The following is a 13,632-nucleotide window of genomic DNA, read 5'->3' on the forward strand; positions in this document are numbered from 1 at the left end:
TCCTTAACGACTAAACCAGAAATAGGCCACCACGGCCAGACCAATACAGAGCCAACCGAGCACATCTACATAGTGCATCAGTTTGCGTTCCATCTTCTCGCCACCCCAGCGCATCAGGCCCGCCACCAGGAAAAAGCGCATGCCACGACCGATGAGGGAGGTGATGATGAAGGGCAGCAGAGCCATTTGCAACAACCCTGCCGTCACGGTAAACACCTTGTAGGGGATAGGGGTGAAGCTGGCAATGAAAATGACCCAGATCCCCCACTGCTCAAACCAGTTGCGAGCAATCTCGATCTTGTCCTGATAGCCCACAGACTCCACCAGTGGCAGCACGACCGGATCCCACAGGGCATAGCCAAGGGCATAGCCAAACAGGGCGCCCAGCACAGAGAAGAGGGTAGCCAGTGTGGCGTAGTGCCACGCCTTGTGGGGCTTGGCGAGCGCCATCGGCGCCAGCATCACATCCACCGGGATCGGCCAGAACACCGACTCGATGAAAGCAGTGATGGAGAGATACCGGGGGGCATGCTTGTGGCGAGCCCACTGCATCACCAGTACGTACAAACGGGAAAACAACTTCACTCAACATCTCCGTCAATCAGGGGAACAAAACGTACCGGCTCCAGAATACGGCTGGTCAGCTGGGATCCGGATCGTTCGATCAGCTGCAGGGTCTGCTGGCTGTCACCCACGGGCAACACCAGTCGGCCCCCTTCGGCCAGCTGATCGGTCAGTGCCGTCGGGATCTCGCTCGCCGCGGCCGTCACCAGAATGGCGTCATAAGGCCCCTTGTTGGGCCACCCCAGCCAGCCGTTGCCGTGCTTGGCCGAGACATTGTGCAGATCGAGCTGGCGCAGTCGGCGTCTGGCCTGAAACTGCAGCGACTTGATCCGCTCCACGGTATAAACATGCTCCACCAGATGGGCGAGGATCGCCGTCTGGTAGCCCGAGCCAGTGCCAATCTCCAGCACATGGGCCGGATTGTTTTGCATCAGCAACTCGGTCATTCGCGCCACCATATAGGGCTGCGAAATGGTCTGGCCGTGGCCAATGGGCAGGGCGGTGTTGTCCCACGCCTTGTGCGCCATGGCCTCGTCCACGAACAACTGGCGCGGCACTTTCGCGATGGTCGCCAGCACACGAAAATCGCGAATATCCTGCGCAATGAGCTGATTTAACAGGCGCTGTACTATCACACCACCCTCATCCCTGCAGATCTAACCAGGCCCCCAGACCGGCGAGACTGTCATAGGCAGTCATATCGATGGTCAGGGGGGTAATCGAGACATAGCCCTGCTCGATGGCAGCAAAATCGGTGCCTTCACCGGCATCCTGCTGGCTACCGGGGGGGCCGATCCAGTAGATGGGCTGGCCACGGGGATCCTCGGTGCAGATCACCGACTCCGCCCGGTGGCGATTGCCAAGGCGGGTGGTCTTGATCCCCTTGATCTGCTCGAGGGGCAAGTCCGGCACGTTGACGTTGAGGATCTGATCGGCAGGCAGGGGGTGTTTCATCAGCCCCTTCACCAGCAGGGCCGCATAGTGGGCCGCCGTGGCGAAGTGGGTCTTGCCCACCAGCGAGATGGCGATGGAGGGATAGCCAAGATGGCGCCCCTCGGTGGCCGCGGCGACCGTGCCCGAATAGATGACATCATCCCCCAGGTTGGCGCCGTGGTTGATACCGGCCACCACCATGTCGGGTTCAGGGCGCACCAGCTCGTTGACCGCCAGATGCACGCAGTCGGTCGGCGTCCCCTTCACCGCATAGCTCTCGCACCCATTAAAGCCGTTTTCTGCAATGCGGGTAACCCGCAGCGGTACTTCCAGCGTCAGGGAGTGACTCGCGCCGCTGCGGTTGCGATCCGGCGCCACCACAATGACCTCGCCGCAGGCGCGCAGCGCCTCGCTGAGGGCACGAATGCCCTCGGCATGCACACCATCATCATTACTGACCAGAATTCGCATCGGTCTGATTCCTGAAACCGTGATCGGCCTCTTCGGCCTGCAATAACTCGCGCACCACGCTGGTGGCAAACGCGCCCGCCGGCAGGAAGAAGGAGAGGGTCAGCGCCTCGCCGTCCAGCTGCCAGCTCATCTGCTCCGGCTTGAGCAGCAGCGGGCGGCGGTCCTGATCCAGCCCGGCCTTCTCCAGCCCGTCACACCAATCGCTGTAAGGAGCCAGCACGCCCTGTTCGAACTCGGCAGCGGCGCCCTGACTGGCCAGGCGGCCACGGCCCCACTGGGGCGCGGTAAGTTGCACGTCGCCGGAGGCAAGACGCGCTTCCAGCTCGGGGGTCACGCTCTCTTCGCTGAAGATGGAGTGGCTGCCCTTGAGCATCACGCAATCACCGGCCAGCAGCTGATGAGCCAGCCCCTGCTCGATACGGGCGCTGACAATGGCGTTGAACAGCATGCTGCGGGCGGCAGAGAGGTAGAGGGAGCGCTTGTTGCGATCCTTGATCCGCTTGCCGGCAAACATCGCCTTGGCCGCTTCCAGGTTGTTGCCATCGCGGCCAAAACGCTGCTCACCATAGTAATTGGGTACGCCCTGAGTGGCGATGGCCTGCAGGCGCGCCTCCAGCCCATCGGCCTGTTCCAGACCGGTGAGACGCAGGGTGAAGTGGTTGCCCTTGAGGTAGCCGACCCGCAATTTGCGGTTATGACGCCTGGCTTGCAGGATCTGGATGCTGTCGCTCTCGATAACCGACAAGTCCGGCTCGGCCTTGCCCGGCAGGTGAATGCCGAACCACTGCTCGGTCACCGCGTGGCGATCCTTCAGGCCCGCCCAGGTCACCGTATTGCGGTTGACACCGGCCGCATCGGCCAGCAGACCCGCTACCCAGGCGGTGTTCTCGCCGGTTTTGCGCACCCGGACGAAGATATGCTCCCCTTCACCGCAAGGCTCGAAGCCGAGATCTTCATTGACCACGAAGTCGGCGGCCTCGGCCTTGAGGATACCGCGGGCGGTGGGCACCCCGTGCAGATAGGCAAGTTGTTCCAGCATTATTGTTTCACCAGTAGGACGACGGCTTCGGTGGCGATCCCTTCCTTGCGCCCCGTAAACCCAAGCTGTTCGGTGGTGGTCGCCTTGACGTTCACCCGGTTCAAATCACATTGCAGATCGGCGGCCAGCACGGCGCACATGGCGTCGATATGGGGCGCCATTTTGGGGGCTTGGGCGATGATGGTCACATCCAGGTTGCCGATGGCATAACCCGCCTGCTGTACCCGGGCAAAGACATCACGCAGCAGAATGCGACTGTCGATCCCCTTGAACTCGGCAGCGGTATCGGGGAAGTGTCGACCGATGTCACCGGCACCGATGGCCCCCAGCAGGGCATCGCTCACCGCGTGCAGCACCACATCGCCGTCAGAGTGGGCAATCAGCCCCAGCTCGTAGGGAACCGGCACGCCACCCAGCATGCAGGGGCCAACACCACCAAATTTATGAACATCAAAACCATGACCAATGCGCATCATCAGCGGCAACCTCCCAACATGCTGAAACCAACCCCATCAATTTTGTGTACGTCCACACCATGTCCAATCCGGATCATGCTAACTCCTTGTTCAGGCCTGTTTGTTCGAGACACTCTGCTCTGAACGGTCTGTTCTGACTGAGGGGCTTATGCCTGCTGGCTTAAAAACAGCCCCGCCAGCGACAAGTCTTCCGGCCGGGTCACTTTGATATTGTCGGCGCGCCCCTCCACCATCCGCACAGTGAATCCGGCCCGCTCCATGGCGGAGGCCTCGTCGGTGATGGTGGCGCCCAGCAGCAGCCCCTCTTCGAGCGCCCGCTTCAGGGCACGGGTCGGGAACATCTGCGGCGTCAGGGCATGCCAGAGCTGCTCGCGCTCGACGGTGGCGATGATATTGCCCTCCCCATCGGAGCGCTTCATGGTATCGCGCACCCGACTGCCGAGAATGGCACCGCCGCAGTTCATGGCTGCGGCAATCAGCGCATCGAGATCGCCGTGAGTCAGGCAGGGGCGGGCCGCATCGTGCACCAGCACCCACTCCCCTTGCGCCACATGGAGGCCATTGAGGACGGAAAAGGCGCGCTCGGCGCCTCCCTCTACCCGCACAATTCGCGGGTCGGCCGCCACGGGCAGGGCCTCGAACCAGCGATCATGGGGCGCCAGCGCCACGATCACCTGGGCGATGGCCGGGTGGGAGAGCAGCCGCTCCAGGGTATGTTCGAGAATGGTTTTACCCGCCAGTTGCAGGTACTGCTTGGGGCAATCGGCCCCCATCCGGCTGCCGATACCGGCGGCAGGGACGATCGCCGTCAGGCCGGATACCCGGCTGGCATCAGTCATCGTAGGGCTCATCGTCCGGCGCTGTCTCTTTGTCTTTCTCTTTGGGGATGATCCGGTAGAAGGTCTCCCCCTGCTTGATGTAACCCAGATCGTTGCGCGACAACTCCTCGATGGCCTCGAGGCCAGAGGTGAGATCATCTATCTCGCGGTAAATGAGGTCGTTACGATCCTTGAGAGTCTGGTTGTCCCGCTGTTGCTGCGAGATGGCCTCCGACAGGTTCTGATAATCGGATAGCCCGTTCTTCCCCAGCCAGAGGTCATATTGCAGTCCCCCCAGCAGGAGGATCAGGATCAGGGTGAATAGCCGCATGCACTAGGTCTCCTTCAGGCGGCCTAGTGTCCCATATTCGGTGCCAAGACAAAAGAAAGCGAGCACCCGGGAGCCACCGGCCGAACATAAAAAAGTGCCCAAGAGTGAATCAGATAGCACAAAGCCCCGCCAAACCGGTGCAAGGATGGCCAACCAGGGCGCTCCTTGTCCGGGGGCGGGGCTCTCAAGCAGAAAGCGGTAAGGGGGATCAGTTCACCACGAGCGGCTCTCCCGCGCTCTCGGCCGGAGTGTTGTACTCCTCCTCGGCATCGCGGAAACGCTCCAGCATCGCTTTTGAGGGCGCTTCACCCAGCAGACTGCCCACCACGATAGCCAGCAGTGCGAACAGGAAGCCCGGGATGATCTCATACAGCCCCAGCCAGCCGAACTGCTTCCAGACGATGACGGTGATGGCACCGACCAGCATACCCGCCAGCGCGCCGTTGCGGGTCATTCGCGGCCACAGCACCGAGAGCAGCACTACGGGGCCGAAGGCGGCACCGAAACCGGCCCAGGCGTAGCTCACCAGCCCCAGCACCCGGTTCTCCGGATTCATGGCAACGGCGATGGCGATCACGGCGATCAGCAGCACCATCAGGCGACCCACCCACACCAGCTCACGCTGGGAGGCGTTCTTGCGCAGGAAGGGCTTGTAGAGATCCTCTGTGATGGCGCTGGAGCAGACCAGTAATTGACAACTTAGAGTGCTCATTACCGCCGCCAGAATAGCCGAGAGCAGCACACCGGCGATCCAGGGGTTGAACAGGATCTTGGAGAGCTCAATAAAGACCCGTTCCGGGTTGCCGGTCACCCCAGCCGCCACTTCCGGGAAGCGGGCAAAATAGGCCAGCCCGAAGAAGCCGATGGCCACCGCGCCAGCGAGGCAGAACACCATCCAGGTCATGCTGATGCGACGGGCATTGGCCATGGAGTGGTGGGAGTCTGCCGCCATGAAGCGGGCCAGAATATGGGGCTGACCGAAGTAGCCAAGGCCCCAGGCCATCAGCGAGACAATGGCGATCACATCCAGATTCTTGAACATATCGAGGTTGGTGGCGCTCTTGGCGGCCACTTCGATCATGGCGCTATCCACCCCGCCCACGGCGATGATGACGAACACCGGGGTCAGGATCAGGGCGAAGATCATCAGGGTCGCCTGTACCGTATCGGTCCAGCTCACCGCGAGGAAGCCGCCGAAGAAGGTGTAGGTGATGGTGGCAGCGGCACCGACCCAGAGGGCGGTGTTGTAATCCATGCCGAAGGTGCTCTCGAACAGGCGGGCACCGGCCACCACGCCCGAGGCGCAATAGATGGTGAAGAAGAGCAGGATCACCAGCGCCGAGAGGATGCGCAGCACCTTGCTGTGATCTTCAAAGCGATAGGTGAAGTAGTCCGGCAGGGTCAGGGCGTTGCGGTTCTTCTCGGTATGTACCCGCAGGCGACCCGCTACCCAGCGCCAGTTGAGGTAGGCACCGATCACCAGACCAATGGCGATCCAGCTCTCGGAGATGCCGCTGACGAAGACGGCGCCGGGCAGGCCCATCAGCAGCCAGCCGCTCATGTCGGAGGCGCCGGCAGAGAGAGCGGTAACCCAGCTTCCCATTCGGCGACCGCCCAGAATGTAGTCATCAAAGTTGCGGGTGGCGCGATAGGCGACGAAGCCGATCAACACCATTCCGAGGATATACACCAGGAAGGTGATTAACATGGGTGTGCTAGCTGTCATGCAAAACTCCGTTTTGTGTCATTTTCTGCCCGCTCTGGTGACGGGCTCATCCCTAAAAAACCGGCCTAGCTTAATCAGCCGTTCGCGCCAGCTCAACCACTTTTAACAAACACAAAACACAATAAAAACCTTTGCGCATCAAATCATCTGCCGCATCAAGAGGATGGCGCCAGATTTCCTGCCGTTGCCGTGATGGTCATCTCGCAGCGCCAGCCGCTACTGAGCGTTATGTTTTCACATTTTGTTACTATCCATTTTTTTACAAGCCAGCGCCCCGCTCCTACACTCCCCGCCCTGTCTCATCACACCAGTCAGAGGTCGGCACCATGTCATCTCATCTGTCACACCTGCGAACCCTCGCCCGCCGCCTTCATCCGGTGGAGGAGTCGGGTCATCTCATCCGACGGGCCAAGTATGTGGGGCGTCTCTGGCTCAATCCCGGCGCCCGCGCCCTCTATCGCCAGCAGCAGGAGCAACCGCTGCTGGCGCAGGCGATCAGCCGCTTCCCCGATATTCTGGAAAAGCCGATCCACCCCTATCGCCACAAGGGGCTCCGCAAGCGCCTGCGAGCCGGGCTTATCAGCGGCCACTACCAGCAATTGGCACGTCAGCTGCCCAAGGCGCAACAACTGGCAATCTACAGCGGTCGCGGCCTGCTGCTGGCCCAGTGGCAGAGCGACAAGCTGACGGCCCCCCTCACCCTGAAACTGGATTACCAAACCCACATGGGCAAAGAGGGGGAGATGAGCCTGACCCTCAAGCTGGGTGACGCTGCGCTCTATTACATGGCCCTCAATCTGCGTCCCGCGCCAAACCCGACCCTCGAGATCTGTTCGCTGCAGGGCGGCAAGGGGCAGAGCGAGGAGATCAAGCTGGTCACCAAGGCGTGCGGCGGGCTGCGCCCCATGTCCCTGCTGGTCTATATGGCCGCCGAGCTGGCCCGGGGGCTGGCGTGCAAGAGCCTGCTCGGGATCCGCACCCAAAGCCACGTCTATCAGAGCAGCAAGCGCACTGCCGATCGGGTCAAGTTCGACCTCGATGGCTTATGGCAGGAGCATCAGGGCTGCGTGCAGGATGAACTCTGGATGAGCCTGCCGCTGGAGGTGCCCCGCAAGACGCTGGAGGAGATCCCCTCCCGCAAGCGGGCCAGCTACAAGGCGCGTTATCAGCTGCTCGATCAGCTCGGCAGCGAGCTGCAGACAAATCTGCTGCGAAGCTGAGTCAGTGCAGCAGAAACAAAAAGGGCGAACAGCATGCTGTTCGCCCTTTGTCATGACGGGGATTTGCCCTTAGCGGTTGATCGCCATCGGCATGCCGTTGCGCTGCTCCAGCGCCTGCTTCACCAGCTGGGAGTCGCTGTCGGCGTGGGCAATGAAGCGGGTCACCGCCGGAGTCATCGGCAGCGGTGCCGGCAGCTTGGAGTTGAACTCCTCTTCGCTGCGCGACAGCGGCTGATGCACTTCCAGATAGCGGACACCGTTGGGCTCGAGAGATGCCTTGATCGGCTGGTTGACGAACTGGACGCGAGTACCGACCGGTACCTGCTTGAACAGATAGGCGATGTCGTCGTTGCGCAGACGCACACAGCCATGGCTCACCCGCAGGCCGATGCCGAAGTTGGCGTTGGTACCGTGGATGGCGTACATCTTGCCGATGTAGAGGGCAAACAGACCCATGGGGTTGTCCGGACCGGCCGGCCATACCGCAGGCAGGCTCTCGCCACGGGCGGCATATTCGGCATGCATCTTGGCGGTCGGGGTCCAGGTCGGGCCCGCTTTCTTGCGCTGCACGCTGGTCACCCAGTTTTCCGGGGTGTCGGTGCCGAGCTGGCCGATACCGATGGGCAGCACTTCCACCACTTTTTTACCCTTGGGGTAGTAGTAGAGGCGCATCTCGGCCACGTTCAGCACGATCCCTTCACGGGGTGCATCCGGCAGGATCAGTTGCTGGGGGATCACCAGCTTCTCGCCGGTCTGTACCAGCAGGGGATCCGCATCGGGGTTGGCTTCGGTCATGTTGGTGAGCCCCAGCTGGAACTTGGCCGCAATGGCCTCCAGCGGCTGGCCGTTCTCTTCGGCCGGAACCACATATTCCAGATTCTCCCCTACCAGACGGCTGTTGGCCGCAGGCAGAGCATATTCAACAGCGAAAACCGGCGCAGCGGTCAGCAGCAGGCTGTAGCAGAGTGTTGCCACACTATTGCGAAGGAGCTTCATAACTTTCCCATGATGATGACTTGAAGTGACGTCTCTGGGCTGGCAGCTGATCAAGAGGGGATCAGGGGCGCGAAGAGAAGGCCGCCATTTTTCTCCTCTGCACGGCAAATTTCAACTGACAAGTGGCGACGGGTCGATGATTAATATGCGGTTTTTTCCGCGTCCCCGACCCGCCCGGTTTCCCTGTTTATCCCCGTTGCCAGGCACGCATATCGTAACCTGTGGGAGATTGATGCAACCGCAGATGAAATTGCTCAATGATGGCGAAGATATGGTCGAAAATATCGGCCTGGATCCCTTCGTAATCGGCCCATGCGGTAGTCGCGGTAAAGCAGTAAATTTCCAGCGGCAAACCGTCTGACGTGGGCGCCAGCTGACGCACCATCAGGGTCATGTCTTTGCGAATGCCGGGGTGGGCACGCAGGTAGGCATCCAGATAGGCGCGCAGGGTGCCGAGGTTGGTGAGGTGACGGCCGTTGATGGGGCAGCTCAGGGCATCGCTCAGCTGCTGGTTGTAGACACTCAGCTCCTGCTCCTTGCGACTCAGATAGGGTGCCAGCAGCTGCGCCTGCTTGAGCTGCAACTGCTCCTCGGCTGTCAGAAAGCGTACGCTGGTCATGTCGATATTGACGCTGCGCTTGATGCGACGGCCGCCCGACTCGGTCATCCCCTGCCAGTTCTTGAAAGAGTCGGAGATCAGGGCATAGGTGGGAATGGTGGTGATGGTCTTGTCCCAGTTCGACACCTTGACCGTGGTGAGGCCGATGTCGGTCACCTCGCCATCGGCGCCGTACTTGTCCATCTGCAGCCAGTCACCGACGCTCAGCATCCGGTTGGCGGAGAGCTGGATCCCCGCCACCAGCCCGAGGATGGGGTCCTTGAACACCAGCATCAGCACTGCGGTCATGGCACCCAGACCGCTGAACAGGAACAGCGGCGACTTGCCGAGCAGCAGGGCGATCATCAGGATGCCCACCAGAATGCTGCCTACCAGCTTGGCCCCCTGGAAGATGCCGCGCAGGGGCAAATCCCGACCAAGGCGGGTGTAACGGCTCACCGACAACAGGCAGTCGAGCAGGGCGAAGAAGGCCAGCAGCAGGAACAGCAAAATCCAGAGCTGGGCCACCATCTCGATAAGCTTGAGGCTATCCGATTGGCGGGGCAGCCAGATCTCCGCCTGACCGAGCAGCACGGCCCCCTGCAACACGAAAGCGAGCCGGTTGAAGAGGCGCTGTTGCAGCTGGGGCGGCAGCCACACCTGCTTGGCCTTGCCGAGGATCCCCACCAGCCGGACCAGCAGCACCCGGTGCAGCGCCATGTGCAGCAGCAACGAGGTGATGACGATAAAGCCCAGCGCGATCACCAGCGCCATCATGCTGGTCACTTCCACCCCAAGGCCCGACAACCAGTTAAAAAACGCCTCTTTCATTGCTCTCTCCCGAACCGGGCAGCCCGCTGGCTGCAAAAACAGTGGTGGTCAGGGTACCGCTCCCCTCCCCCATGTCAAATCGGCGTACGCCATAAATGACAACGCCCGGCACAGGCCGGGCGTTGTTTCAAAGCGAGGCTGACTTAGCAGACCAGGCTCAGGGCATCGCGGGCGATGACCAGCTCTTCGTTGGTCGGGATCACCATAGCGCAACGGCTGTCGGCGGTGGTGATGCGACCTTCGCCACCCAGTACCGCGGCGTTGTTGGCCTCTTTGTCCACCTTGAAGCCGAACAGGGCCAGACGGTTCAGCACCATCTCGCGCACCATGGCGGCGTTCTCACCGATACCACCGGTAAAGACCACGGCGTCCAGACGACCGTCCATCGCAGCGGCATAGGCACCGACATACTTGGCCACACGGTAGGTGAAGACATCCAGCGCGCGCTTGGCACCGGCGTCGGTGGCGTAGTTGGTGGTGACGTAACGGCAGTCGCTGCTCGCTTCGGTCATCCCCAGCAGACCGGACTCACGGGTCAGGGTGTGGTTGATCTGCTCCACGCTGTAACCGAGCTGGTCGTGCATGAAGAAGACCACGGCCGGATCGATATCACCGGAGCGGGTACCCATCGCCAGACCTTCCAGCGGAGTCAGACCCATGGAGGTGTCTACGGATTCGCCGTTCTTGATGGCGCAGACAGAGGCACCGTTACCCAGGTGGCAGTTGATGATGTTCAGTTCATTCAACGGCTTGCCCAGCTCTTTTGCGGCTTCTTCCGCAATGTAGCGGTGAGAAGTACCGTGGGCACCGTAACGACGAATACCGTGTTCGCGGTAGAGCTTGTGCGGCAGCGCATAGAGGTAGGCCTCTTGCGGCAGAGTCTGGTGGAAAGCGGTGTCGAACACGGCCACGTTCTTCTCGGACAGCTGCGGGAACACTTTCAGCGCGGCGCGAATACCGATGAGGTGGGCCGGGTTGTGCAGCGGGGCGAACGGAATGGCGGCTTCGATACCGGCGATCACGCCGTCATCAATGCGCACGGAGCGGGAGAACTGCTCGCCACCGTGTACGATTCGGTGACCGATGGCCACCAGTTGCTCGGCAAGAGTCGGATCCTGCGGCAGGATGTGACCCACGATATGGTCGAGGGCCTCCTGGTGAGCGGCACCCGCTCCCAGCATGGCTTCGCCCTTGACCCCGTGGAGTTTCCATTTGATACGTGCATCATCCAGATTGAAGCATTCGGCCAGGCCGGACAGCATGTCCTCACCTGTTTCGGCGTCCATTACGGCAAATTTCAGGGAAGAGCTACCGCAGTTAAGGATCAATACCAACTTGCTCATTTTCTACATCTTCCTGTGCTTCGGCTTTATGCCGACAGTGTCGTGTCATCCAAAAGAGGATGGGATTCCCCTGCCGGGGGCTTATGGTCGCAGGAGGGTGCGTCCAATTTTTCAATTCTTGCTCTTGAAAGAGTCATCGCAACCTGTGGTGCGTATCACTGGTTTCAATTCTTGCTCTTGAAAGAGTGATCGCAACTTGTGGTGCGTATCACTGGTTTCAATGCTTGCGAGTCTCAACGCATCAGCTGCGCAGGGCTCGCCTCAATGGGAATGCTCAGGCGATAGCCAGCAGATCCTTGTGTACCTTGACCACCAGCTTCTTCACCTTGGCGGGCTGGTTGAAGGTACAGAGCGGGCGGTGCAGCTCGCCCGGCCAGAAGATGGCAAAATCGCCCGGTTGCAGCGCCAGATAGCTGGTCTGCTCGTCCTCGACAAACCAGAGGTCAGGATGGGGATGGTCGGCGCCGTCGCTCACATAGTCGTGGGGGCCCACACCTATCCACTCTTCACCGCGCAGCAGCAACTGGATATCGAGATACTGCTGATGGAATTCGCCACGGCGATCCGCGGCTGGCTCGGTCAGATCTTCGCTCACCAGACAGAACAGGTTGAGGCCATCGATCTCGCTCTTGCCGAGCGGAGCGTCACCCCAGTGAGCCACGCTCTTCACCACCTCGGCCATGATGCGGGCCAGCGGGGCGGGCAGCGGCGTCCGCTGCAGGGTGTTCAGGCTACCGGTGATCATGGCGTCTGTTTCCTGTTAGGTATATCTGGGCGGCATCTTTGCCAGCCAATGAAAAAGGACCTGTGACAGGTCCTTCAATAATGCCGTCTGCAATCCGTGCAAACCGGTTTAGAGCTTTTGCTCATGTTCAGCTATATGGGCACTGTTACACACTCGTCAGCACCTTGCCAAGAGACATAATCCCATTTTCATAGTGATCGTACCAGCTGAAACCATATTATTCACCACCCTTTCCCCCTCGACTTTGACCAGACGCAAAAACGGGCGCATCAGCGCCCGTTTTTTTCGCAAAACCGTTTAACAACCGGTTTCATTCAAGCCTTTTGGGCATTTTCCACCGGTTTGGCGTACATGGCACGCCAGATCGCCTTGTGCTCTTCCGGCACCTCTGACTGACGGGTCAGGAAGGCCGCCTGCTCGATGGTATTGGCCTTGCCGGAGACATCTGCCGCCAGATAGTTGCTGGGGAAGAGGTGGTAACTGCTCCAGATCGCCTTGTCGATCAGCGCGGCCAGTTCGTCCGGATCGCTGAAGCCCTCGGTAATCGGCGCGCCGAAGGAGACGTGTACCCGCCCCTTCATGCCGACGATACCGGCGACGATACTCTCGATATCCTCGAACTCGCCCTTCTCATAGCTGCCGTTGACCGACTTCTCGTAGAGCTCGCGCGCCTTCGCCTTGTCGGTCGGATCCAGCTCGTAGCTGATGCTGACCGGCACGATATTGAGGCTGCGCATGTAGTCGACGAAGTCGATCTTCTGCTTCTTGCCGTCGACGTAGAACATCTTGAGGATGGCCGGATCTGTCTTGTCATCGCCATTCTTGGCGCGCCCTTCCTTTTGGGCAATCCAGATGGAGTGACCTTCGTGAACCGAGTTGCCAATATAGGCAGACAGCTCGCCGAGCGCCTTCATCATCTCCCGCGGCCCCTTGGCGGAGCGTTTGACGATAAAGCTCTTGTTGAGCTTCATCAGCTCGGTAGCGCAGGGTTTGCGCAGCAGGTTGTCACCGATGGCGATGCGCACGGTATCGAAACCGTGGGTGTGTAGCCCCCAGTTGACGAACGCCGGGTCCATGGCGATGTCTCTGTGGTTGGAGACAAACAGATAGCCCTGCTCTTTCTTAAGATGCTCGATCCCGGAGAAGGTCACCCCCTTGGTGGAGGTGGCGATCATGCGGGACATATACCGGGTAACCCCCATCTGGACCTGATGCACTGTGGTCACTTTTGACCATTTGCGGCGCAGGAACAGGCGGATCATCGGGCGGATGGCCCAACCCAGCCAGCTCATCAGGGAACCGAAACGATACTTGGCGATGGCGCCGATAAATTCATCATCCTGGATCAGCCGTTCGATGGCTGCCGGCACTTCTTCATCGCGGTAGGGGCGAATATCCGCGAATCTATCTACTTCAGTCACAATGTCAGCCTTGCATGCTAGGAAACCGCAGCCAACCCGCGTTGGCCGGGGAAAATTCAGGGCGCAATTTTACACGCTTTTATGGCAAGGGGTATGAGACAAGCATGAATAGTGAGATCT

The 13,632-nt window shown here is 60.4% G+C and carries 14 protein-coding genes; 1 reads left to right on the forward strand and 13 read right to left on the reverse strand.

All coding sequences use genetic code 11. The features are described from left to right. Positions 1–3: 3 nt before the first annotated feature. The 8 genes from G5306_RS15290 to putP form a co-directional block, all read right to left on the reverse strand. Entirely contained in the window at positions 4–585 is a 582-nt protein-coding gene (locus G5306_RS15290; protein WP_263719204.1) for a YqaA family protein, read from the reverse strand. Then, entirely contained in the window at positions 582–1,199 is a 618-nt protein-coding gene (locus G5306_RS15295; protein WP_005335507.1) for a protein-L-isoaspartate(D-aspartate) O-methyltransferase, read from the reverse strand. Before G5306_RS15295 ends, G5306_RS15290 begins: the two co-directional genes overlap by 4 nt. A 7-nt stretch (positions 1,200–1,206) precedes the next feature. Continuing rightward, on the reverse strand, positions 1,207–1,968 hold the full coding sequence (gene surE, locus G5306_RS15300; protein ID WP_005335515.1) for a 5'/3'-nucleotidase SurE: 762 nt from the start codon (positions 1,966–1,968) through the stop codon (positions 1,207–1,209). Then, a complete protein-coding gene (gene truD / locus G5306_RS15305) occupies positions 1,949–3,007 on the reverse strand; it encodes a tRNA pseudouridine(13) synthase TruD (protein WP_319919627.1) in 1,059 nt (352 codons plus the stop codon). Before truD ends, surE begins: the two co-directional genes overlap by 20 nt. Then, a complete protein-coding gene (ispF, locus tag G5306_RS15310) occupies positions 3,007–3,483 on the reverse strand; it encodes a 2-C-methyl-D-erythritol 2,4-cyclodiphosphate synthase (RefSeq protein WP_421313099.1) in 477 nt (158 codons plus the stop codon). The genes truD and ispF overlap by 1 nt, the downstream gene beginning before the upstream one ends. A 146-nt stretch (positions 3,484–3,629) precedes the next feature. Beyond that, a complete protein-coding gene (gene ispD / locus G5306_RS15315) occupies positions 3,630–4,322 on the reverse strand; it encodes a 2-C-methyl-D-erythritol 4-phosphate cytidylyltransferase (RefSeq protein WP_021229511.1) in 693 nt (230 codons plus the stop codon). After that, positions 4,315–4,632, reverse strand: a complete 318-nt coding sequence (gene ftsB / locus G5306_RS15320) for a cell division protein FtsB (protein ID WP_005335520.1) — start codon at positions 4,630–4,632, stop codon at positions 4,315–4,317. The genes ispD and ftsB overlap by 8 nt, the downstream gene beginning before the upstream one ends. Positions 4,633–4,840: 208 nt before the next feature. Then, a complete protein-coding gene (gene putP, locus G5306_RS15325) occupies positions 4,841–6,358 on the reverse strand; it encodes a sodium/proline symporter PutP (protein ID WP_421313100.1) in 1,518 nt (505 codons plus the stop codon). 326 nt (positions 6,359–6,684) lie between these two features. On the opposite strand from putP, the gene G5306_RS15330 reads away from it, so the two are divergent. Next, positions 6,685–7,578, forward strand: a complete 894-nt coding sequence (locus G5306_RS15330; protein ID WP_128834090.1) for a VirK/YbjX family protein — start codon at positions 6,685–6,687, stop codon at positions 7,576–7,578. A gap of 69 nt (positions 7,579–7,647) precedes the next feature. Here the strand turns inward: G5306_RS15330 and G5306_RS15335 are convergent, their stop codons facing one another. The 5 genes from G5306_RS15335 to G5306_RS15355 form a co-directional block, all read right to left on the reverse strand. Continuing rightward, positions 7,648–8,574, reverse strand: a complete 927-nt coding sequence (locus G5306_RS15335) for a L,D-transpeptidase family protein (protein WP_005354531.1) — start codon at positions 8,572–8,574, stop codon at positions 7,648–7,650. Between the two features lie 187 nt (positions 8,575–8,761). Then, entirely contained in the window at positions 8,762–10,003 is a 1,242-nt protein-coding gene (locus G5306_RS15340) for a mechanosensitive ion channel family protein (protein WP_421313101.1), read from the reverse strand. A 143-nt stretch (positions 10,004–10,146) separates the two neighbouring features. Continuing rightward, the gene (locus tag G5306_RS15345) at positions 10,147–11,346 is read right to left on the reverse strand and encodes an acetate kinase (RefSeq protein ID WP_005354534.1); all 1,200 of its coding nucleotides are present in this window, start codon (positions 11,344–11,346) and stop codon (positions 10,147–10,149) included. A gap of 274 nt (positions 11,347–11,620) precedes the next feature. Further along, complete coding sequence (locus G5306_RS15350; protein WP_421206962.1) at positions 11,621–12,091, reverse strand: YhcH/YjgK/YiaL family protein; 471 nt, start codon at positions 12,089–12,091, stop codon at positions 11,621–11,623. Positions 12,092–12,405: 314 nt separating this feature from the next. Then, entirely contained in the window at positions 12,406–13,512 is a 1,107-nt protein-coding gene (locus G5306_RS15355; protein WP_042084524.1) for a 1-acyl-sn-glycerol-3-phosphate acyltransferase, read from the reverse strand. Positions 13,513–13,632: the final 120 nt, after the last annotated feature.

It is taken from the genome of Aeromonas sp. 603404 (assembly GCF_049171775.1).
GTDB lineage: Bacteria > Pseudomonadota > Gammaproteobacteria > Enterobacterales > Aeromonadaceae > Aeromonas > Aeromonas veronii_A.

Bases quoted from the DNA above. Each gene is read 5' to 3' on its own strand.
- surE (WP_005335515.1), bottom strand. From the start codon at position 1,968: ATGCGAATTCTGGTCAGTAATGATGATGGTGTGCATGCCGAGGGCATT.
- truD (WP_319919627.1), bottom strand. From the start codon at position 3,007: ATGCTGGAACAACTTGCCTATCTGCACGGGGTGCCCACCGCCCGCGGT.
- ispF (WP_421313099.1), bottom strand. From the start codon at position 3,483: ATGATGCGCATTGGTCATGGTTTTGATGTTCATAAATTTGGTGGTGTT.
- ispD (WP_021229511.1), bottom strand. From the start codon at position 4,322: ATGACTGATGCCAGCCGGGTATCCGGCCTGACGGCGATCGTCCCTGCC.
- ftsB (WP_005335520.1), bottom strand. From the start codon at position 4,632: ATGCGGCTATTCACCCTGATCCTGATCCTCCTGCTGGGGGGACTGCAA.
- putP (WP_421313100.1), bottom strand. From the start codon at position 6,358: ATGACAGCTAGCACACCCATGTTAATCACCTTCCTGGTGTATATCCTC.
- G5306_RS15330 (WP_128834090.1), top strand. From the start codon at position 6,685: ATGTCATCTCATCTGTCACACCTGCGAACCCTCGCCCGCCGCCTTCAT.
- G5306_RS15335 (WP_005354531.1), bottom strand. From the start codon at position 8,574: ATGAAGCTCCTTCGCAATAGTGTGGCAACACTCTGCTACAGCCTGCTG.
- G5306_RS15340 (WP_421313101.1), bottom strand. From the start codon at position 10,003: ATGAAAGAGGCGTTTTTTAACTGGTTGTCGGGCCTTGGGGTGGAAGTG.
- G5306_RS15345 (WP_005354534.1), bottom strand. From the start codon at position 11,346: ATGAGCAAGTTGGTATTGATCCTTAACTGCGGTAGCTCTTCCCTGAAA.
- G5306_RS15350 (WP_421206962.1), bottom strand. From the start codon at position 12,091: ATGATCACCGGTAGCCTGAACACCCTGCAGCGGACGCCGCTGCCCGCC.